This window comes from Serratia sp. AS12 (assembly GCF_000214195.1).
Classification (GTDB): Bacteria; Pseudomonadota; Gammaproteobacteria; order Enterobacterales; family Enterobacteriaceae; genus Serratia; species Serratia plymuthica.
In genome coordinates this window covers 4,677,186-4,699,380 of sequence record NC_015566.1, presented here as the reverse complement: position 1 = coordinate 4,699,380, position 22,195 = coordinate 4,677,186, and the positions used below count along the sequence as shown (strand labels likewise).

At 59.3% G+C, this 22,195-nt stretch carries 12 protein-coding genes; 6 read left to right on the top strand and 6 right to left on the bottom strand.

Annotated elements, in window-relative coordinates; translation table 11 throughout:
* Nucleotides 1-322 precede the first annotated feature (322 nt).
* Together exbB and exbD are read left to right on the top strand one after the other, a co-directional pair.
* On the top strand, nt 323-1,294 hold the full coding sequence (exbB, locus tag SERAS12_RS21735; protein WP_013814595.1) for a tol-pal system-associated acyl-CoA thioesterase: 972 nt from the start codon (nt 323-325) through the stop codon (nt 1,292-1,294).
* 3 nt (nt 1,295-1,297) lie between these two features.
* Nucleotides 1,298-1,720 carry a TonB system transport protein ExbD gene (exbD, locus tag SERAS12_RS21730; RefSeq protein ID WP_006328132.1) on the top strand — a complete coding sequence of 141 codons (423 nt, stop codon included), beginning with the start codon at nt 1,298-1,300 and terminating at the stop codon, nt 1,718-1,720.
* Between the two features lie 71 nt (nt 1,721-1,791).
* Here the strand turns inward: exbD and SERAS12_RS21725 are convergent, their stop codons facing one another.
* The 6 genes from SERAS12_RS21725 to SERAS12_RS21700 form a co-directional block, all read right to left on the bottom strand.
* Nucleotides 1,792-2,610 (bottom strand): shikimate 5-dehydrogenase, encoded by an 819-nt coding sequence (locus SERAS12_RS21725; protein ID WP_013814594.1) that lies wholly within the window; start codon nt 2,608-2,610, stop codon nt 1,792-1,794.
* Between the two features lie 33 nt (nt 2,611-2,643).
* Nucleotides 2,644-3,687: a substrate-binding domain-containing protein gene (locus tag SERAS12_RS21720; RefSeq protein ID WP_013814593.1), complete on the bottom strand. Its 1,044-nt coding sequence runs from the start codon at nt 3,685-3,687 to the stop codon at nt 2,644-2,646.
* 21 nt (nt 3,688-3,708) lie between these two features.
* On the bottom strand, nt 3,709-5,118 hold the full coding sequence (locus tag SERAS12_RS21715) for a sucrose-6-phosphate hydrolase (RefSeq protein ID WP_013814592.1): 1,410 nt from the start codon (nt 5,116-5,118) through the stop codon (nt 3,709-3,711).
* Nucleotides 5,118-6,488 carry a sucrose-specific PTS transporter subunit IIBC gene (locus tag SERAS12_RS21710; RefSeq protein WP_013814591.1) on the bottom strand — a complete coding sequence of 457 codons (1,371 nt, stop codon included), beginning with the start codon at nt 6,486-6,488 and terminating at the stop codon, nt 5,118-5,120. The genes SERAS12_RS21715 and SERAS12_RS21710 overlap by 1 nt, the downstream gene beginning before the upstream one ends.
* 68 nt (nt 6,489-6,556) lie before the next feature.
* Nucleotides 6,557-7,966 carry a carbohydrate porin gene (locus SERAS12_RS21705; protein WP_013814590.1) on the bottom strand — a complete coding sequence of 470 codons (1,410 nt, stop codon included), beginning with the start codon at nt 7,964-7,966 and terminating at the stop codon, nt 6,557-6,559.
* A gap of 190 nt (nt 7,967-8,156) precedes the next feature.
* Nucleotides 8,157-9,086: an aminoimidazole riboside kinase gene (locus SERAS12_RS21700; protein WP_013814589.1), complete on the bottom strand. Its 930-nt coding sequence runs from the start codon at nt 9,084-9,086 to the stop codon at nt 8,157-8,159.
* Between the two features lie 614 nt (nt 9,087-9,700).
* Here SERAS12_RS21700 and SERAS12_RS21695 point away from each other — a divergent pair.
* The 4 genes from SERAS12_RS21695 to SERAS12_RS21680 are packed head-to-tail and all read left to right on the top strand — an operon-like array spanning nt 9,701 to nt 22,167.
* Nucleotides 9,701-11,416, top strand: a complete 1,716-nt coding sequence (locus SERAS12_RS21695; protein WP_013814588.1) for a ShlB/FhaC/HecB family hemolysin secretion/activation protein — start codon at nt 9,701-9,703, stop codon at nt 11,414-11,416.
* A gap of 10 nt (nt 11,417-11,426) precedes the next feature.
* Nucleotides 11,427-11,957, top strand: coding sequence for a toxin-activating lysine-acyltransferase (locus tag SERAS12_RS21690; RefSeq protein WP_013814587.1), 531 nt, complete (start codon nt 11,427-11,429; stop codon nt 11,955-11,957).
* A 10-nt stretch (nt 11,958-11,967) separates the two neighbouring features.
* Entirely contained in the window at nt 11,968-21,783 is a 9,816-nt protein-coding gene (locus SERAS12_RS21685) for a hemagglutinin repeat-containing protein (protein ID WP_013814586.1), read from the top strand.
* On the top strand, nt 21,784-22,167 hold the full coding sequence (locus SERAS12_RS21680; RefSeq protein ID WP_041416383.1) for a hypothetical protein: 384 nt from the start codon (nt 21,784-21,786) through the stop codon (nt 22,165-22,167).
* Nucleotides 22,168-22,195 lie beyond the last annotated feature (28 nt).

The window sequence follows — 22,195 nt, the reverse complement described above, 5'->3', positions numbered from 1 at the left end:
TATCGGCAAACGGACAGCCCACAGGCAAAAATGCTGTCGGCGCGCGTTTGTTGCATCTCTGTGGGCGAAAAGTAACGAAAAACCCGTTAAAAGGGGAGTCAAGGGCCTGACCGGCAGCGAATGGGTGAATGTTGCGGCTCCGACGCCGCGAGATCTTAAATATTGCCGATTATCAGGTGCGCCGTAAAACCCCGTCCTTCAGGGCGGGGAGGATGTCAATTGGTAAATAATAATGAGAACTACTATCAATCCCTGATTGGTTTGATATGATCACACGCTGAATTATTCCTCAATTTTGATCGGTAACGGGTGGAGGCACAGCGTGAAAACGGCTGGCAAGCATTTAAATCAAGGAGCGTTCGGCCAAGACCGGGCGCAATGGGGCAAGGCGTTAGGCCGTGGTCTGATCGCTTCAATGGTATTGGTGGTTGGGCTGGCCGGCAGCGCACAGGCTGCACCGGCGGCAAACCCCGCCGTGACCGAGAGCGTTGCTCCGGTCGCCGCGCCTTCCGCTTCAGCGCCTGAAAGCCTGACCCCGCTCAATCCGGCGCCGACCCTTCAGCCACCGGAAACGCGCGGCATGGATCTGTCCGTTTGGGGCATGTACCAGCACGCGGACATCGTCGTGAAGATAGTGATGATCGGCCTGGTGCTGGCGTCTATCGTCACCTGGACCATTCTGTTCTCCAAAGGCAGCGAGTTGTTCCGCGCCAAGCGCCGTTTGCGCCGCGAGCAACTGGCGCTGGCCAATGTGCGTACGCTGGATGAAGCCAGCGAACTGGCGCAGGGTTTCTCCGAAGAAAGCATCAGCGCGGTGTTGCTGAACGATGCGCAAAACGAGCTGGAACTGTCGGCGGAGTCCAACGACAACAACGGCATCAAAGAACGTACCGGTTTCCGCCTTGAGCGCCGCGTAGCGGGCTACAGCCGCAATATGGGCCGTGGCAACGGCTTCCTGGCGACCATTGGCGCTATCTCGCCGTTCGTCGGTCTGTTCGGTACCGTTTGGGGTATCATGAACAGCTTTATCGGCATTGCCCACTCGCAAACCACCAACCTGGCCGTCGTCGCGCCCGGCATTGCGGAAGCGCTGCTGGCGACCGCGTTGGGGTTGGTCGCCGCGATCCCTGCGGTGGTGATTTATAACGTCTTTGCCCGCGTCATCAGCGGCCATCGTGCCCAGGTTGGTGATGTGGCGGCGCAGGTATTGCTGCTGTCGAGCCGCGATCTGGATCTGGCCGCGACGGCAGAGGCCAAACGCTCACAGCATTCACACCAACTGCGGGTGGGGTGAGTTATGGCGATGCGCTTAAATGAAGATCTGGACGACAGCGGCGAACTGCATGAAATCAACGTGACGCCGTTTATCGACGTCATGCTGGTGCTGTTGATCATCTTTATGGTGGCCGCGCCGCTGGCAACGGTAGATATCCGCGTCGATCTCCCCGCTTCTTCAGCCAAACCGCAGCCGCGCCCGGAAAAACCGGTGTTCCTGTCGGTGAAAGCGGATAAGCAACTGTACGTGGGTGAGCAAGCGGTCAGCGCCGATCAACTGACGGCGGTGCTGGATCAGCGCACTCAGGCGAACAAAGAGACCACCATCTTCTTCCAGGCGGACAAGACCGTGGACTACGAAACGCTGATGAGCGTGATGGATACGTTGCGTAAAGCCGGCTACCTGAAAGTGGGGCTGGTGGGGATGGAAGGCGCCGCGAAGTAGCGGGCCGGATATCGCTAACGATGAGAAGGGCGCCGAGGCGCCCTTTTTCTATTTCAATGCTTTGATAGAATTCAGCCGCGAGCATGCGCCGCGGCGCGGGCGATCTGCTCATCGGTAGGGCGCACGCCGGTATAAAGCACAAACTGCTCCAGCGCCTGCAATGCAATCACTTCCGCACCGGTGACCACCCGTTTACCTTGCGCGCGCGCGTTGCGAATCAGCGGGGTTTCCGCCGGCAGCGCCACCACGTCGAAAACGATTTTCGCCGCTTCGAGGGTTGCCGGGGTAAAGGCCAGTTGTTCCGCCTCTGCGCCGCCGGCCATACCGATGGGGGTCACGTTGATCAGCATATCCACGGTTAACTCTCCGACTTCCGCCAGCCACTGATAACCGTAAGCGCTAGCCAGCGCCTGGCCTGCCGCCGCGTTGCGGGCGATGATGTGACCGCGTTTGAAACCGGCGTCGCGCAGGGCGGCAGTCACCGCCTTTGCCATACCGCCGCTGCCGCGCAGGGCGAAAGTGGTTTCTACCGGGATCTGATGCTGCGCCAGCAGTTTGGCGATGGCGATATAGTCGGTGTTATAGGCCCGCAGAAAGCCGTCGTCATTGACGATGGTATTGACTGATTCAATCGCCGTGGCAGAAGCATCCAGCTCATCAAGGAAGGGAATGCAGCTCTCTTTGAACGGCATGGAGACCGCGCAACCGCGAATACCCAGAGCGCGCACGCCGCCCACCGCCGCCTGAATATCCTGGGTGGTGAATGCCTTATAGATAAAGTTCAGATCCAGTTCCTGGTACAGATAGTTATGGAAGCGGGTGCCGAAGTTGCCAGGGCGGCCGGCCAGCGACATGCACAATTGGGTATCTTTGTTAATCTCGCGACTCATGATGGGCTCCTTAATCGGGGAAAAAACCTGAATTTAGGGCTGGCCGAGCAGCGCCTTCGAAGCGGGGTGGCGCCAGTGGATGCTGCCCGGCAGATATAACGCATTCTGCGCCAACGGCTGCTCGTCGATAAGCTGGCTGACCATGTTGAAACTGTGCTGGGCCAGGGCGCGGCAATCCTGGGCTACGGTGTCGATTTTCAGCGTCAGGCCATCGAACAGGTAGTGGTCGTCGAAGCTGCAAAGGTGCAGGTCGCTTTCCATCAACTGGTGCTGATTCAGGTAGCGCAGCACCCCTTCCAGCAGGCCGCAGGCGGCGGTAAACAGCGCTTTCGGCGGCCGGCCAAGCTGCGCGCAAAGCTGAGCGAACATCTCGTAGCCGGAGCTGGGGTGGTAATTGCCGTTGATGATCCATTCCGGTTTACAGGTTACCCCGGCGCGTTCAAGACCGAGCTGAAAACCGGCCAAGCGATCGCGCGTTGGCGAGATGCGCGGCTGGCCACCGAGGAAATAAAATTCGTCAGGATGCTGGCGTGCGACGTTTTCCACCAGCGTGGCGGTCGAGGTCAGTGAGTCTGTCATCACCAGCGGCAGCGCGGAGCCGGTGATCAGGCGGTCCATCTGCACCACCGGCAGGCCGGCGTTAATCTTTTGGTATTCCACATCGCTGAGCTGGCTGGAGGCAACAATCAAGCCGTCGACCTGACGTTGCACCAGGCTGTTCACCGCCATCATTTCCTGCGCCGGGTTTTCATCGGAGCAGGCGATAAGCAACTGCAAACCCGCCTCGCGGCAGAGGGTTTCCAGCTCGCGTGAAATCACGGCAAAACCGTAGTTGGTCATCTCCGGCACGACCAGCCCCAGGGTATGGCTGCGGGAGGATCGCAGCGAACGTGCGTGGAAGCTAGGCTGATAGTGGTGCTCGCCGGCCAGCGCCAGAATACGGTCACGGGTGTCGTCGGACACCCGATATTCTTTGCTGCGTCCGTTAAGCACCAGGCTGGCGGTCGATTTCGACACGCCGGCCAGCGCGGCAATATCACTGATGGTTATGCGTTTGTTTTTTTTCACTGGCGGCATCTGAGTTCAACGGGAGATGCGTCATTCTAGCATGCATGGCGTCAGCGGCCAGTGCTCCAGTGCAAGCTGCGTCTCACCGCTCAAACGCAGCAACGGTTGCGGGCCAGGGAAGTAGCGTGAGCTCATGACCCCTTCGCCGTGGTTGATAAAAATCTCCACGCTGGAGCTGTCGAACAGCATTTGCAGATGGGTGACCTCACCGCGCCAGTAACGGTGTTCAGGCTGCCCGTTGCGCAGGTTGTTGCGCGTCAGACGCAGCAAGGCGCCGTCCCAGCTCAGCGTCATCGCATCGCCAAAGTCGGCGCTGAATGCGCCGTTGGGCGTCAACAACACTTCGGCACTGTCGACCGGCCAGACAGGGGCGTTACCCGCCATTCCCTGCCATTGGCTGCCCTCGCCGCGCAGCCGTTGCAGCTCGCGCGCCGGCTGCTGGTAAAGCTTGCCGTTCTGCAAAGAAAGTTCGCGCGGGCAGGTCATGGTATGGATCCAGCCGTATTGCAACGTCGGGTGACAGGCTTCGTCCTGCTCCGGTACGCCCATCCAGCCGACCAGCAGGCGGCGGCCGTCTTCGGCCAGCGTGGTTTGCGGCGCATAGAATTCGAACCCGGCGTCCAGCTCGTGGAATTCGCCATGTTCAAAGGCCGCCTGTCGATAATCCAGCTTGCCGGTCAGATAGCCCGCCTGGTAAACGTTGAGATAACGTTCATCCTGCGCCGCCAGCCCCTGCGGGCAACAAATCAACACCTCGGCACCCGCCAGCGTGAACAGGTCCGGGCATTCCCACATATAGCCGAAATCGCCCATGCCGTTCAGCTGTGTGCCGGCAATTTCCCCCAACAGCTGCCAACTGCGCAGATCGGCGGAGCGCAGCAACAGCACCTTGCCGCGATCCTGCAGGTCACGGGCGCCGAGCACCATGTACCAGCTGTCTTGGTGGCGCCAAACCTTGGGATCGCGCACGTGGCCGCTGTAGCCTTCCGGCAGCGGCAGCACCGGGCCGAGCTTGTCATACCCGCCCTGCGCATTTTCCAGCGCCAGGCACTGGTACGCGGTGCGAGAACCGTCGGGGTATTTTACGTTGCCGGTATACGCCAGCATGATTTTGCCGTCTGCCACCACCGCCGAGCCTGAGTAACAGCCGTGGCTGTCGTAACAAGCGCCGGGCACCAGCGCCACCGGCTGATGCTGCCAGTTGAGCAGATCCGTCGATTGCCAATGGCCCCAGCATTTGTTGCGGTGATCGCAGCCCAGCGGGTTCCACTGATAGAACAGATGATAAACCCCCTTATGCTGAATAAACCCGTTGGGGTCGTTCAGCAGGCCGACGCTGGGGGCCAGATGCCATGCCGGGCGATGAGGATCGCGCAGCGCCAGCGGCATACCCGTCATCAGCGCCTGAACGGCCTGTTTCATCAAATTCAGTTCTTCCATCATTCACTGTCCGTTTTGTATTTCAGCAGCAGCGAGAGCGTAAAGGCGCTGCCGAAGGCGATAACCAGACCAATGATATAGCTCAGCAGCGAGCTGGCCTGCACGATCGCCAGCCCCGGTATCGCCGTCAGCCCGACGGCGTTCATGCCGACGTGATTGGCCACCACCCAGGCACCGCCGAGCGCGCCACCCACCAGCGCAGCCAGGAAGGGTTTCACAAAGCGCAGGTTGATACCGAACAGCGCCGCCTCGGTAATGCCGAGCATGGCGGAAAAGGCTGAAGGCACCGCAATGGCTTTAATCTTGGCGTCGCGGGTTTTGAAATACACCGCCAGGCAAGCGCCGCCCTGGGCGATATTGGCCATCGACCAGATCGGCAGCAGGAAGTTAACGCCGATTTTCGGGTTGCCGAGCAGCCCGGCCTCGACGGCGTGGAAGCTGTGGTGAATGCCGGTGATGACGATGGCGGAATACAGGCCGCCGAACAGGAATCCGGCGAACCAACCGGCGTGGGCAATCAGCGTGCTGAGCACGAAGGAGATGCCGTCACCCAGTGCGCGACCGGCGGGGCCGATAAACAGCATGGCGACGAAGCCGGAGATCACCACCGTCAGGAATGGCGTCAGGATCAGGTCCAGCGCGTTGGGGATCACTCTGCGCAGCTGTTTTTCCAGCACGCTCATAAACCACACCGTCAGCAGCACCGGGAACACCGTACCCTGATAGCCGATCATGGCGATATCGAGTCCGAAGAAATTCATGGTGTGGAAACCGCCCGCGACGCCCCAGGCGTTGGTCAGCGCCGGGTGGGTCAGGATGCCGCCCAGCGTGGCGCCCAGATAAGGGTTGCCGCCGAATTCGCGCGCGGCAGTGAAGCCGATCAGGATAGGCAAGATGATAAACGCCGCCGAGCTGAACATGTCCAGCATCACGAACAGCGCGCTGTTCGCGTCGGCCCAGCCGTAGGTTTTCACCATGCCGAGCAGGCCCATCAGCAGGCCGGAGGCGACGATAGCCGGAATGATCGGCACAAAGATGTTCGACAGCAGGCGGGCGATACGTTGCAGCGGGTTGAGTTTTTTCGCCGCGATGTCGGCGGCTTCAGACTTGCTGGATTCGCTGACGCCCGCCGCCTTGATAAATTCCGCATGCACCTTGTTGACCAGCCCGGTGCCGAAAATCACCTGGATCTGCCCGGCGTTGCTGAAGCAGCCCTTCACCCCGTCAAGTTTGCCGATTGCAGCTTTATCCACCTTGCTGTCATCCACCAGCACCAGCCGCAGACGGGTGGCGCAGTGGGCGGCGCTGGCAATGTTCTCTTTGCCGCCAAGCAGCGGCAAGAGCGCGTTAGCGGTTGCGGTAATGTCCATGTTTTCTCCCTTAATAAATCAAAACACCGCCGCGGCTTTCCGCGGCGGAAATTAGTCACCAGCCTGCGTCAGAAGAAGTACTTGAATCTGGCGCGCACACCGTAGCGCTGATCGTTATTGGCGTTGGCTATTTTGTTATCGGCATTGGCTTCAAGCATCGAGACGTAGGCCCCGAGGTACAAGTTGAAGTTCTTCATATTCATGATATTAGGTATCTGATACGAAGTATGGATGGTGTGAATGTCATACTTGCCCGGTTCACTGAGCGGGTTATTGATGTCGGCCGCCATTCCGGCAGTATTAAACTCTTTGATGTCGTTGTGGGCGTAGATATATCCCACTTCGAAACGACGCCACAGCACGTTGATGCCGGCGGTTAAGTCTTTTTCGCCCGACGCGTCCAGATAGGCGGTACTCAGGTTGGCGACCACACCGTTGTCCGGATTGGCGGCGGTGTTGTTCCAGGTCATGGTCATGCCATAGCCGTTACGTTTGGACTGGTCGACGAATTTTCCCTGATTGTCCTGATACCCATAGGCATTGTTGACCACGTTGCTTTCCATCGCCACCGCCGCGCTGAACTGGTCTTTCTTCCAGGCGAGCACCGGCCGCAGATAGGCCACGTTTTTCTTATTATCCAGGCTGTTGCCGTGGTAGGCCCTGTCCTGGAACAGTGAGGAACCGTCTTCCACCAGCGTATTGAGCTCGAAGTAGAAGTCGCCGGCGTATTTGCTCAGCATCAGGTTGCCGCCGCTGCTGCTGCGGCCGCGGCCTTCTTTCATCATGTAGATATAGCCGAAGCCATCGGCATACAGATCGTTGGCGGTATTGCCGGAATACTGGATGAAGGTGTCTTGATTGAGCGGGAACATGTCGTAGGCTTCAAAGCGCCCGATTTTGGTCTGCCAGTTCTTTTCGTTGCCGAAGAAGAAGGCGGCATCATCAAGGTTCATTTTACCGGTCATGTCGGCCAGCGGTTGTACGCTGAAACCGGAGAAGTTGCCGTCCTGGTTACGACGGTAACCGTCCACGCCGACCAGAATACGGCCATTGATATCCCAACGCTCTTTGTTGCCCGGTTTCCAGTCCTTGTTGTTGCTGGTTTTCAAAGAGGTGAGCTGGCCGCTGCGGCTGGCACCGTCGAGGTTGAACTCGACGTCGCCATACAGTTTCAGATCGTTAAAACCGTTCAACTTCAGGCTGGAAGCCGGCGCAGCCTTGGTTTCCAGCGTCGCGGTACGCTGCGCAACCTGTACGGTTTGCCGCTCGGTGTTGGCGGTGCGTTGTTCCAACTGTTGTGCGTGACGTTCTGCCGCCGTGGCGCGTGTTTCGGCCTGGGTGGCACGTTGTTCAGCCTGTTGCAGCCGTTGTTCCATCGCATTCAGGCGTGCTTCGATACTGCTGTCGGCGCCAGCCGCCGCTGCAGAGGTGGAAATGAGGAGCCCTGTAGTTACAGCCAAATAGCTAAGTTTTTTCATGGTTCTCTATCATCCGGGTAAAGTTGTTATTGTTTTTTGCTAAATTGCTAAACCGGTTTTTCAAGATGAAAGATAAAGAGTTGAACGGCGGCTGGCAATCAAGTTTGCTAACCCGATTCAGCTATTGTGATCGAGTGCGCAAATTCGGCCCAGCAGTGGAAAACGGTGAGCCTGGCCCACCGTTATGGGTTTAGCGCTGGAGGAAATCTTTTAACTGTTCTGAGGTAGGCAGAGCGGTCATGGCGCCTTTGGCGGTGGTAGCCAAGGCACCGCAGGCTTGGGCCTGGGCGATCACCTCTGGCCACTGTTCATCCTGTGGCAGAGCGCCGAGTTGCGCCAGCGCAGCCAGCAGACCGGAGACAAAAGCGTCGCCCGCGCCCGTGGTGTCGATCGGGACGATCAAGGGGGCGCGGAAATGGCGGATCTGCTTGCCGTCATGCACGCATACGCCATCGCCGCCCAGCGTCACCAGCAGCAAACGCAGCGGATAACGCTGCATCATCCAGTCGATGGCGCTTTCCAGCTCACCGATATTGCTGATAAAACTCAATTCTTCCTGTGAGATTTTGACCACGTGCGCCAGCAGCAGCGCCTTTTGCAGGCAGGGGCGCAGCGCTTCCGGTTGGCGCCAGACATCTTCACGAATATTAGGATCAAAACTCACCCAGCCACCGGCCGCCCTGATGTTCTCCATCGCGGTAAAGGTGGTGCTGCGGCTGGGCTCTTGCGACAGGGCGATAGAGCAAACGTGCAGCCACTCATCCGCTTTGAACTCAGGCAGATCTTCAGGTTGCAGGAACAGATCGGCGCTGGGGGTGACCATGAAAGTGAAAGTGCGTTCGCCGAGCAGATCGAGATCCACCACCACGGTGGAGGTGTGATGCTTGTCATCCTGAGTCATGTGGCGGATATCTACCTGCTCTTCGCTCAGCACCTGCTGCAAGAATGCGCCGAAACCGTCTTTGCCGACCCGGCCGATAAAGGCGCTATCGCCGCCCAGACGGGCGATGCCGACCGCTACATTGGCAGGCGCGCCGCCGGGGCATTTGAGATAACTGTTTGAATTTTCAGGAACCAGATCGACTACAGCGTCACCCAGCACCCATACGCGATTTCCCATGATCAACCTCTGTTTTAACCTGTGTCAGATGGCGAGCTAAAATAGAAGAACCGGTTTAGCAATGCAATGAAAGAATCCGCAAAGGCCCTAAATCCGGGCGCTGGAAGAAAGGATAGAGAGCCAGTTACCGTCTTCTGGAATAAGGGGGGGCAGGTTGATAACGCTGCCCTGGGAACCTTAAATTACGGCCAGCAACGCTGCAGCTCGAAATAGGATGAATATAATCAAAAGGTAGAAGGTGGCTTAATAATAATATCATTCATCGCGGTGATTAATTCGCGAAAAAATGCGCTTGAAATAGGAAATGTCTTAAATTTATGGTGTTATCTGGCAATGATTAGTCATGATGAATAATTGCATTGTTGGCATGCAATTATTCCTAATTATTTTTAGTGGGTATTTTTGTTTTTTTTATTATTTATTTAATATAAACAGCTGGTTGTATTAATATTTGGCGTGAGGGTGCTAACCTCTTGGATTATTCATACCGCGTATTTGTTATCCGGCGCTCATTATTGGCAAAAATAGAGTTGATCCCGAGCTATTCACGCGCATAATGTTCGCGTTTACTTACAATTCTTATCTTTTATTTGTCCTTCGACAGGGAAAACGTCATGCGCGTCTCTGCTTATTCTTCGCTCAGCCTTGCTGTGCGCAAGGGGTGTATTCCATTTGGCTCTGTTGTCTTGCCGCTGTTTATATTCAATCAACCGGTTCTGGCGGCAGCGCCAAATGGCGATCAGCTGATCATACAGCAGCAGAGGCAAAAAGCGCTGGAACAGCAGCTAACCCCCCCGACGCCGGATGTGCGGCTGTCGCCGCCTTCGTCCGGTTTTGGCCGCATTGCGTTCCCGCAGGAAAAACCCTGCTTCCCTATCGAACAGGTCGTTCTGACCGGCCAGGACAAACTCCCGCATTGGCTGCCGTTGCAGCGCATTGCCACCCAGGCGCAGGGCCAGTGCCTGGGCGGGCAGGGCATCAACCTGTTGATGAGCACCCTGCAGAACCGACTGGTGGATAGCGGCTATATCACCACGCGCGTGCTGGCGCCGACGCAGGATCTGAAAAGCGGCAAGCTGCGGCTGGTGGTAGTGCCCGGCTATGTGCGCCAGGTGAAACTGACGCCGGACAGCGGCCGCTACATTCAACCCTACAGCAGCTTCCCGGCTCATGCCGGCAACTTGCTGGACTTGCGTGATATCGAGCAGGGGCTGGAAAACCTGCAGCGCCTGCCGACGGTGCAGGCCAACATGGAAATCATCCCCGGCGAGCAGCCCGGCGAAAGCGATATCGCCCTGAGCTGGAAGCAAGAACGCATGTGGCGCGTTGGCGCCTCGCTGGATGACTCCGGCACCAAGAGCACCGGTCGCTATCAGGGCGGCCTGACGCTATCTTTGGATAACCCGTTCTCGCTCAGCGATCTGTTCTACATCTCCGGCACCACTGACCTGCAAAACCAGGGCGGCAGAGGCACCAAAAACATCACCGGCCATTATTCGGTACCGTTCGGCTACTGGATGGCCGGGGTGACCGCCAACAGTTATGACTATCACCAGACCATCGCCGGGCAGAATCAGGATTACCGCTACAGCGGCAAGAGCAAGAACCTGGATTTCCAGCTCAGCCGGGTGCTGCACCGTAACGGCAGCCAGAAAACCACGCTGACCTATGACGTGTTGGCGCGCGAATCCAGCAACTACATCAACGATACCGAAGTGGAAGTGCAGCGCCGCCGCACCTCCGGCTGGCGGCTGGGCTTGCAGCACCGCCATTACATCCAGCAGGCCACGCTGGATGCCGGCGTCAGCTATCAGCGCGGCACTCGCTGGTTCGGCGCATTGCCTGCGCCGGAAGAGACCTTTGGCGAGGCCACGGCGCTCAGCAAAATCGTGCAGCTCAACGCCCAGCTTGACGTGCCGTTCAGCCTGTTCAGCCAGAACTTCAGATACAACGTGCAGTACCAGCGCCAGATCAGCGATACCCCGCTGACGCCGCAGGATCAGTTTGCTATCGGCAACCGCTGGACGGTACGCGGCTTTGACGGCGAACGCACCCTGAACGCCAATCACGGCTGGTTCGTGCGCAACGATCTGGCCTGGCGCACGCCGCTGCCGGGGCAAGAACTGTACCTGGGGGCTGACTATGGCGAAGTGGGCGGTTACGGCACCGATTACCTGGTCGGGCAACACCTGGCGGGTGGGGTGGTCGGCCTGCGCGGTTACGCCTTCAAGGTGGGTTACGACCTGTTCGCCGGCGTGCCGTTCTCCAAACCGGACGGCTTCAGCACCAGCCCGGTGACGCTGGGCTTTAACCTGAGCTGGAACTACTGAGGGAACGACGATGCGCATAGGTGACTACGATATTCGAGCGCCGCTGATCCTCGGCGGCGATGACAGTGAGGCGGAAGCCTTTGGCGCGGCGGTATGGTTGTGGATGCATTCGCCGATGCACCGCGATGCGCCGTTGCACACCCTGCCGACGCTGCTGTTGCCGATCATCAAGCGGCAGCAATATGTGCTGGCGTCACACCAAAATCAGCCGGTGTTTTTCCTCAGTTGGGCCTGGATGAATCAAGAAGCCGAGGCGCGCTATTTGACGCAACCGGCGATAAACATGCAGGAAAATGACTGGAACAGCGGCGATCGTCTGTGGTTCTGCGATTGGATCGCCCCGTTCGGCCACACGCGGGAAATGCGCAATCTGATCGCCCGGGATATTTTCCCGCAGTTCTGCGTACGGGCGCTGTACCACCGGGGCGCGCAGCGCGGCAAACGCGTCGTGAACTTTAAAGGCGCTCAGGTCAGCCACCAGCAAGCGCAGCAATGGTGGGCGAACCACCCGTTAGCCGTCGAGCCGTCGGACATTCAATAAGGACATTGCCATGAACAAGAACCTGTACCGTATCGTTTTCAACAAAGCGCGTGGCATGCTGATGGTGGTGGCGGATATCGCCCGCTCCGGCCGCGCCGGGTCCGCACGGTCGCCTGGCCTGGGCCATACCCTGAGCCAGTGTATCGGCAAGATGAGCGCCGTCAGCTTCAGCCTGTTATTGGCATTGGGCGCTATCCAGCCGGTGCAGGCGGCCATTGTCGCTGACGGCAATGCGCCGGGCGGCCAGCAGCCGACCATCGTCAACAGCGCCAACGGTACGCCGCAGGTCAATATTCAGACCCCAAGCGCCGGTGGGGTTTCCCGCAACACCTACAGCCAGTTCGATGTCGACAAGCAGGGCGCGATCCTCAACAACTCGCACAAAATGACCCAGACCCAGCAGGGCGGCTGGGTTGATGGCAACCCGTGGCTGGCGAAAGGCGAAGCCAAGGTGATCCTCAACGAGGTCAACTCCCGCGATCCCAGCCGCCTGAACGGGTATATCGAGGTCGCCGGCCAGCGCGCGCAGGTGGTGATCGCCAACCCGTCCGGCATTACCTGTAATGGCTGCGGTTTTATCAACGCCAACCGCGCCACGCTGACTACCGGCCAGGCGCAGATGAACAACGGCAATCTGACCGGTTTTAACGTCGAGCGCGGCGAAGTGGTGGTGGAAGGCGCCGGCATGGACAGTTCGCGTCAGGATTACACCGAGATCATTGCCCGTTCGACGAAGATCAACGCCGGGCTGTGGGCCAATGATTTGAACGTCACCACCGGGCGCAACAAGGTGGATGCGGCGCATCAGCAGATCGAAAAACAGGGCGACGATCCGGCCACCCGCCCGCAACTGGCGGTGGATGTGGCCAAACTGGGCGGCATGTATGCCGGCAAGATCCGTATGATCGGCACCGAAACCGGCGTCGGGGTGCGCAACGCCGGTAATATCGGCGCGCAGGCCGGCAGCGTGGTGGTGACCGCCGACGGCCGCATCGAAAACAGCGGCACCATCAGCGGCGGCGATATGGCAATGGCTTCGAAGCAGGGCATCAGCAACAGCGGTTCGCTGTTCGCTGCGGGCAATGCCGCCGTCACCAGCGAGGGCGAGGTGCAAAACAGCGGTTCCATCGCCGCGCGGAATAATGTGCAGATTCAGGCCGCCAGCCTGAACAGCAGCAAAGGCAGTACCCTGGCGGCAGGCGTGCAGCAGGACGGTAAACTGGGCGGGAGCGGCGAACTGGCGTTGACCGCCAGCGGCAAACTGACCGCGCAGGGCCAGAACCTGGCGGCGGGCAACCTGCGTGCCAGCGGGCAAGGCATGGACATCAGCGGTAGCCGCACGGCCGGCACCCATGTAACGCTCAACGCCGGGCAGAGCGACTTAACCACGGCCAATGCGCAGGTTGAAGCGGCGCAGCAACTGGCTGCCGACACCGGCAAACGGCTGAACAACGACGGCGGCACGCTGACGGCGAATAAACTGGCGCTGAGCGCGCATGACATATCCAACCGCAAGGGCGAGATCGCCCAGCTCGGCGAAGACGATCTGGCCCTGAATCAGCAGGGTACGCTTGACAACGGCGGCGGCCGCATCGCCAACAACGGCAACAACCTGACGCTGAACGCCGGGGCGATCGACAACCAGAGCGGGCAGATTATCCATGCCGGCAAGGGCCGGCTTGCGGTGAATACCGGCCGGCTGCAAGGGGATAACGGCAAGCTGTTGTCCAACGGGCAGCTCTCGATGCAGGGCGGCGATTACGTGCTGGATGGTGGCACTACGTCGGCGCAGCAGATCGCGATGGATGCCGGCAGCCTGTCCAACCGCAACGGCCAATTGGTGCAGAGCGGTAACGGCAACATGCGCCTCAGCACCCGTAAGGGTATCGACAATCAGGGCGGCCAACTGGCGGCCAACGGCAATGTGGCCTTGAACGCCGCACAGCTGAACAACCAAAACGGCAAAGTGATCGCCGCGCAGGACGGCAGCCTGAGTGCGCAGATTGGCGGCACCCTCGACAACCAGCAAGGCCAGCTGGCCGCGAGCGCCAATACGCGGTTACAGGCGGATAAACTGGATAACCGCAAGGGCCTGGTTTCCGCCGCTACCGGCAACAGCGAGGTGGCGACCCGTCAGGCGCTGGATAACCGCAGCGGCCGTATCGAAGCCAAACAAGGGCTGCAACTGAGCGGCACCGGGCTGGAAAACCAGGGTGGGCAAGTGGTTGGCGGCGCCATTTCCCTGGCGCTCGGCAACGGCGCGTTGAACAACCAACAGGGCGCTATCGCCGCTGCGGGCGATTTGCGCCTGAACGGCGGGGCGCTGACCAATGACGGCGGCCTGCTGCAATCCGCCGGTGACATGAGCCTCGACACCCAGGGCGCCGCGTTGAGCAACCGCCTGAGCGGCGAAACCGGCGGCATTCTCAGCCAGGGGGCGCTGTCGATCCACAGCGGCGCGCTGGACAATAGCCAGGGCATGCTGGTGGGGGGCGGTGCCACCGAAGTGTTCACCGGCCGGCTGGATAACGGCAAAGGCACGCTGGTTGGCAAGCAGCGGTTGAACATCGACAGCCTGGCATTGACCAACGACGGCGGCCTGCTGCAGGCCGGCGGCGACGTGACAATCGATACCCACGGCCAGGCATTGACCAACCGCGACAGCGGCAAAAATGGCGGCATCAGCAGCCTGGGCAAACTGAACATCGCCGGTGGCGAGGTGGATAACCAAAGCGGCTTTATCGCCAGCTCGGGCGACCTGCAACTGAATGGCAGCCAACTGGATAACCGCCACGGCACGCTGGCTTCCGAAAAACGGCTGTCGGCGACCGCCGGGGTGATCAATAACCAGGGCGGGGCGATCAAATCCGGCCAGGACATGGCGCTGAACGCCAAAGAACGGTTGGATAACAGCAATCTGGGGGTGATAGGCGCAGGCAAACAACTGCAGCTGGACAGCGGGTCTCTGCTGAATAATCAGGGGACGCTGGTCAGCGCCGATGCGGCGAAGATCAACTTCGGCATGCTGGAAAACCGGGGCGGCCAACTGGTGGCCCAAACGGCGCTGGAGCTGCACGGCAATAACCTCAACAACAACGACGGCGGGTTGATCCAGAGCGGCAATCGCCTGGATCTGGCGGTCGATCGGCTGACCAACGCCAACAGCGGCGAGAAAGGCGGCATTACCAGCCAGGGCGCGATGAACCTGTCTACCGGTCTGTTCGATAACGGCCAGGGTGTGGTGATTGCCGGCAAAAATCTGCAACTTGACGCCGATACGGTGCTGAACGGTGGCGGCAAGCTGGTGGCGCAGCAGGCGTTGACGCTCACCACCACCGGCGCGGGCGGCCTGAACAATCAGAGCGGGCTGGTGCAGGCCGGCGGCGACATGCTGCTGGACACTCGCGGCCAGCAGCTGGATAACCAAAACGGCACTCTCCACAGCCTGGGCCAGCTGCAACTCAACGGCGGCGATATCAATAACCAGGGCGGTACGCTGGGGGCCAAGGGCGATTTCATGCTGGCGGCGCTCAAATTGGACAACAGCAACGGCGGGCGGATTATCGGCGAGCAGGCGGTAACGCTGAACAACACCGGGCTGGATAACCGCAACGGGCAGATTCAGGCGATCGGCAATCTGTTGCTGGGCAGCGCACAGGGGATTATCGATAACACCCTGGGGCTGATCCGCAGCGGCGCTACCGTGACGCTCAACGCCCTGCAGTTCACCAACGACGCCACGCTGGCGGACAATAAAGGGCTGGAAGGCCAGACGGTAACGCTGAACACCGGCACGCTGAGCAACCGTGGCGGCAGCATTTTGGCTGACCGGCAGTTGGCCATCACCAACGACGGCACCCTGGATAACAGCGGCGGCCAGTTGGCTGCGGCCGACACCCTGCAATTGAAAGGCTCGGCGCTCAACCTGCTGAACACTGGAGGCACGCTCAAAGCCGGCAAGCTGCTGGAGATTAACGCCAACGCGATCGGCGGTGACGGGCAATTGTTGTCGCTGGGCGATATCAATCTGGTCAGCGCTCAGGGCATCAATAACAGCGGTGAGATGATCGCCAACGGCAATTTCAACTTCACCACGCCGGGCGATGTCACCAACAGCGGCAAACTGCTGGCGGGCGCGAAGCTGGATCTGCACGCCAATAATCTGTTTAACGCCGCCAGCGGCGAGATCAACGCCGGGCAGGATTGGCTGACGGTGAACGGCACCCTGACCAACTATGGCCTGATCGACGGCAAGCACACCCTGCTGACGGCCAACACGCTGAACAACATCGGCACCGGCCGTATTTATGGCGACGCCATCGGCGTGCAGACCGCTACCTTCAACAACCTGGCGGAGAACGGCACCGCCGCCACGCTGGCCGGGCGCGAGCGGGTGGATATCGGCACTCAGACGCTGAACAACTACGATCACGGGCTGATTTACAGCGGTGGCGATATGGCGATTGGCGGCCAGCTTGACGCCAACCACCTGGCAAGCGGCCAGGCAGGCACCCTTAACAACCACAGTTCGACCATTGAGTCCGCGGGCAACATGGCGCTGTCCGCCGCGCTGATCAACAATATCAACGATCGTTTCAGTACCGAGTTAGTCACCGTTTCCAACGAAAAAGTCACCGAGTATCAACAGTCCGGCGATCCGGTGCGCTGGAAAGCGGGGGAACAAGGCGTCTTCGTTGACCGCAATTCGTCAGACTCATTGCTGAACCTGAACACCCCAGGCAAAACCGGGCACGGCAACGACAGATTTAATCAGTACGACTATAACCGGACGGTGCAGGAAACCCAGATTAAGGAAAGCGATCCGGCCAAAATCATCGCCGGTGGCGATATGGCGATCAACGCAGGGCATTTGCTGAACGACAAGAGCCAGGTGGTGGCCGGTGGCACGCTGGCGATTAACGCCGGTAGCGTGGATAACGTGGCGGTGGCGGGCCAGCGGCTGACCACCGACGTCGGGGAAGTGACCAGCTACTACCGCATCAAGAAAAAAGGCACTGACAAACAGGGGCATAACACCACGGCCTATACGCCGCCGACCAGCATCCAGACCATCGCGTTGAAACCGAGCCAACTGATCGACCACGGGCAGGTGGCGGGTAACCCGGTCGCCATTGCACCGCTGACGCCGCAAGGCACAGACGCCACCATCGACCAGGCCGGCGGAGTGAATGCGGTTGTCACCGGCAGCGATGTTTCCGCCGGGATGCAGACCATCGGCGGCGGCGACCTGCCGGTGATTCAGGCGGCGGCCCTGCAACCGGGCCAGCAGTTTGAAGTGGCCAACAACGTGAACGCCCAGCAGGGCGACGCGGCGAGCAGCGTGGTGCGCATCGTCGGACCGGACACCCGCCTGCCGGACAACAGCCTGTTCAAGACCAATCCGGCGCCGGGCGGCCAGTATCTGGTGGAAACCGATCCGCGCTTCACCAACCAAAAATCCTGGCTGGGGTCGGATTACATGATCGCGAAAGCCACCAACAACCAGGACAACGTGCTGAAACGTCTGGGGGATGGCTACTACGAGCAGCGGCTGATCCGCGAACAGGTGATCAACCTGACCGGCCAGCGTTATCTGGACGGGTACAACAACGACGAAGAGCAGTTCAAGGCGCTGATGGATCAGGGGCTGGCCTTCAGCCAGCAATATAACCTGAAGGTCGGCGTGGCGCTGACGCCGGAACAAATGGGGCTGTTGACCAAAGACATCGTCTGGCTGGTGAACGCCAAGGTCACGCTGCCGGATGGCAGCCAGCAAAACGTACTGGTGCCGCAGGTGTATGCCCGCATGCAACCGGGCGATCTGGACGGCTCCGGCGCGCTGATCGCCGGGCGCAACGTTAACCTCAACCTCGGCGACGGCCTGTTTAACAGCGGCCATATTGCCGGGCGCGAAGTGGTGAAACTGAGCGCCGCCAACATCACCAATATGGCGGGCAGCATTCAGGGGGCCGACGTCGGCCTGACCGCCCGCACCGATATCAACAATATCGGCGGCGTGATCCAGGGCAACAACTCGCTGCTGGCCAGCGCCGGGCGCGACATCAACGCCATCAGCACTACCCGAGCGGCGCAAAGCGTGAACGGCGCCAACAGCTTCGAGCGCACCAATATCGACAGCGTGGCCGGCATGTACGTGCAGGGCGCCGACGGCAAACTGATGCTGCAGGCCGGGCGCGACATCAAACTGGATGCGGCGCAGGTGGTCAACAGCGGCGAGAACGGCCAAACGCTGCTGAGCGCCGGGCGCGATCTCAACCTGAACGCGGTGACCACCGCCAGCCGCGACAACCTGATCTGGAACGGCGACAACAGCCTGAAACAGGGCAACAGCCAGCAGGTGGGCAGCGAAGTGGTCGGCAAAGGCGCGGTGACCCTCAATGCGGGCAACGATATCACTGCTCATGCGGCGGCGATTTCCGCCGGCGAGGCGCTGAACCTGAATGCCGGCCATGACGTCAACATCCTCAACGGCGAAAACACCCAGGATCTGGACGAGCGCCACAAGGTGACCGGCGGCAACGGCCTGATGTCGAAAACCACCACCACCACCCGCGACACCCTGGATCGCCAGACCCTGCAGAGCAGCACCCTGAGCGGTGACAGCATCAAGGTGCTGGCGGGCAACGATCTGCGCGTGCAGGGCAGCAGCGTGGCCGGCACCCAGGACGTGAAGCTGCTGGCGGGCCATGATCTGACCGTTACCGGCGCCACCGAGCGCAACAGCGAGCTGCACCTCAAGCAGGAGAAAAAATCCGGCCTGATGAGCAGCGGCGGCATCGGCATCAGCTACGGCACCGAAAGCCTGAAAACCACCGACACCTCGCAGGGGGTGACCAACCAGGGCAGCACCGTCGGCAGCGTGAACGGCAACGTCACGCTGGGGGCGGGCAATAATCTGGAGGTGACCGGTTCCGAGCTGGTGGCCGGCAAGGACATGGCGCTGAGCGGCAAGAATGTGTCGGTGACGCAGGCTCAGGATGAAAACAGCCAGACCCACAAGGTCGAGCAGAAAAAATCCGGGCTGACGCTGGCGCTTTCCGGCACCGTCGGCAGCGCGCTGAACACCGCCGTGGAAACCTCGCAACAGGCAAAATCCACCGACGACAGCCGCCTGGCGGCCTTGCAGGGCACCAAAGCGGCGCTGAGCGGCGTGCAGGCGGTACAGGCGGCGCGTTTGGCGCAGGCACAGGGCAGCGATCCGGCCAATGACAACATGGTGGGGATCAGCATTTCCTACGGCACCCAGTCTTCCACCTCGACCCAGAACAGCGGGCAGAGCACCGCCCAGGGCAGCAGCCTGACGGCGGGCAACAACCTGAGCATCACCGCCAGCGGCAACGGCGTGAAGGGCCAGGACGGCGACATTCTGGTGCAGGGCAGCCAGTTGCAGGCGGGCAAAGACGTCACCCTGAACGCCAACCGCGACGTGAACCTGCTTTCCGCCAAAAACACCCAGTATCTGGACGGCAAGAACGAGAGCCAGGGCGGCACGCTGGGCGTGGGCATCGGCGTCGGCTCCGGCGGTATCGGGCTGAGCATTTCGGCCAGCGTCAACAAAGGCAAGGGCAACGAGAAAGGCAACGGCACCCGCTACACCGAAACCACGGTCAATGCCGGTAACCGGGTCAACATCACCAGCGGGCGCGATACCAATCTGATCGGCGCGCAGGTCACCGGCGAATCGGTCAAAGCCGACGTGGGCCGCAACCTGCTGCTGGAGAGCCAGCAGGACAGCGACCGCTACGATTCCAAACAGCAAAACGCCAGCGCGGGCGGCAGCTTCACCTTTGGTTCGATGACCGGCTCGGGCAGCCTCAGCCTGAGCAAAGACAAAATGCACAGCAACTACGACAGCGTGCAGGAGCAGACGGGCATCTTTGCCGGCAAGGGCGGTTTTGACGTGACGGTGGGCGAACACACCCAGCTTAACGGCGCGGTGATAGGCAGCACCGCCACGGCGGATAAAAACAAGCTCGACACCGGCACGCTGGGCTTTAAGGACATCCACAATCAGGCGGACTTCGAGGTAGAACACCAGAGCGTGGGCATCAGCTCCGGCGGCAGCATCGGCAGCCAGTTCGCCGGCAATATGGCCAACGGCCTGCTGGTGGGGGCCAACAACAGCGGGCACGACAGCTCCACCACCCATGCGGCGGTGAGCGACGGCACCCTCGTCATTCGCGATCAGGACAAACAGACGCAGAACGTCAGCGATCTGAGCCGCGACGTCGAGCACGCCAACCAGACGTTAAGCCCGATCTTCGACAAGGAGAAAGAGCAGAAACGGCTGCAACAGGCGCAGCTGATCGGCGAGATCGGCAATCAGGCGATGGACATAGCGCGGACCGAGGGGGATATCCGCTCCATCAATGCAGGTAAGGCAGAGCTTGAGAAGAACGGGATCAAAGAGCCGGGTAAGGATGCCACTAAAGAGCAGTGGAAAGCTTATAACGAGAAGCTGCACGCGACAGACAGCTACAAAGAGACGCAGAAGCAGTGGGGCACCGGCAGCAGCGTTCAGCAGGGCATGCAGGCGGCCACGGCGGCGATTCAGGGGCTGGCGGGCAACAATCTTGCGCAGGCGATGGCCGGGGGGCTGAGCCCTTATGCGGCCGGGGTCATCAAGGCGATGACGACCAACGAGGATGGCAGCACCAACGTTGCCGCGAACGCGATGGCGCATGCGGTGTGGGGGGCGGTAGCGGCCAAAGCCAGCGGTAACAGCGCTCTGGCGGGAGCAGCCGGTGCGGCCAGCGGAGAACTGATGGCGCGCTACATTGCGGGAGAGCTTTACCCGGATGTGAAACCTGAAAACCTGACGGAAGACCAAAAACAGACGCTTAGCGCGCTGGGGACGTTGGCGGCAGGACTGGCAGGCGGGTTGGTGGGTGATGGGACCGGGGATGCGGTCGCGGGGGCGCAAAGCGGCAAGAACGCGGTTGAGAACAATTATCTGAGTGATGCCCAAAAAATTCAAAAAGATAAAGAGTTGGCGGAGTGTGGCACGCTGGTCTGTAAAGCGGGTACTCAGGCTAAATGGACTGCGATAGATGCGGGTCAGGATGGCAGCTTTGCAGCGGGGATGGTTGCTGGGGTGCCGGCTGGGCTATATGACACGGTTGAAGGTATCGTGCAAATGGGCTTGAGCCCAGTAGAAACCTATGATGCTTTGAAACAGCTTTTTAACAGTGGAGATGTGCTCGGTAATGTGTCTGATGCGGTAAAACAGTCGTATATTGAGCGCATCGACAATATGGAAGCTGAGTATCAAAAAGCAGGTGCGAGTGGCTCGTTTAACTCGGGTATTGAAGGCGGTAAACTGCTTACTGATATCGCCTCTTTAGCTGCTGGCGGTGCCGGGATCGCCAAAGGCGGTGTGGTACTGACGGAGAAGATTGTCGCGAAGGTTGCTGGTAAGGCTGAGTCTATTGCTGTTGATGTGGGCAAAACTGGTACCGTATTTGATTCTATAAAAGGAACCCAGCCTGTTTATCCTGGCTCTGTTATTCCGAAATCTTTTGAAATGACACTACCTAACGGTCAAAAAGTATGGGTGCATGGAAATGCTACAGAACACATGGCAGAATATGCAGCATCTAAAGCTGTAACCAATACGCCAGAGGCAGTTAGACTTGCTAGCCAGACAGAACTCAGAAGTTTTCAAGCGGCATTAGATACAGCAACAAAGAACGGTATGTCATATGGGCGTATAACAGTTGATGGTTGGCAACTGGAAATCAAACCTCCGCGTGCTGTTGGTGAGTTGCCTACAGTTATTCATGCTCGTTATTTGGGGGGGAATTAAGTGGATATAGAAATTACAAGCCCTATCAGTATCACATTGGACGTAATAGAACTTGATGAACATATTCCATCATTGAAGTTTAATTTGGCGATTCAAGTGAATAAATTTAATTATAGCTTGAGTGTGGCTTCTCAGCTATGGCTTGAATGTCAATGCTTTGATGAGTTTATCGATAATATACGGAATGAGGATGTTGCTCATCTTAAAGATATGAATGGGGGCTTTGAATTGATTTTAAATCCAGTTTTAGGCTGGCTTGAATGGTCATGTGCCAAAGAAGATCTGGATGGGTATGTCACAGTATCAAAAGGCAGAGAAAAATTAACGGACGAGGCAAAATCTGCAATATATGCAGCGTTTAATAATTATCCTAAATGGTGGTGACTGTCAGATCTAAGCTACTAAAACTGAA

Bases quoted from the DNA above. Each gene is read 5' to 3' on its own strand.
- SERAS12_RS21695 (WP_013814588.1), top strand. From the start codon at position 9,701: ATGCGCGTCTCTGCTTATTCTTCGCTCAGCCTTGCTGTGCGCAAGGGG.
- SERAS12_RS21715 (WP_013814592.1), bottom strand. From the start codon at position 5,118: ATGGAAGAACTGAATTTGATGAAACAGGCCGTTCAGGCGCTGATGACG.
- SERAS12_RS21710 (WP_013814591.1), bottom strand. From the start codon at position 6,488: ATGGACATTACCGCAACCGCTAACGCGCTCTTGCCGCTGCTTGGCGGC.
- SERAS12_RS21690 (WP_013814587.1), top strand. From the start codon at position 11,427: ATGCGCATAGGTGACTACGATATTCGAGCGCCGCTGATCCTCGGCGGC.
- SERAS12_RS21725 (WP_013814594.1), bottom strand. From the start codon at position 2,610: ATGAGTCGCGAGATTAACAAAGATACCCAATTGTGCATGTCGCTGGCC.
- exbD (WP_006328132.1), top strand. From the start codon at position 1,298: ATGGCGATGCGCTTAAATGAAGATCTGGACGACAGCGGCGAACTGCAT.
- SERAS12_RS21685 (WP_013814586.1), top strand. From the start codon at position 11,968: ATGAACAAGAACCTGTACCGTATCGTTTTCAACAAAGCGCGTGGCATG.
- SERAS12_RS21705 (WP_013814590.1), bottom strand. From the start codon at position 7,966: ATGAAAAAACTTAGCTATTTGGCTGTAACTACAGGGCTCCTCATTTCC.
- SERAS12_RS21700 (WP_013814589.1), bottom strand. From the start codon at position 9,086: ATGGGAAATCGCGTATGGGTGCTGGGTGACGCTGTAGTCGATCTGGTT.
- SERAS12_RS21720 (WP_013814593.1), bottom strand. From the start codon at position 3,687: ATGCCGCCAGTGAAAAAAAACAAACGCATAACCATCAGTGATATTGCC.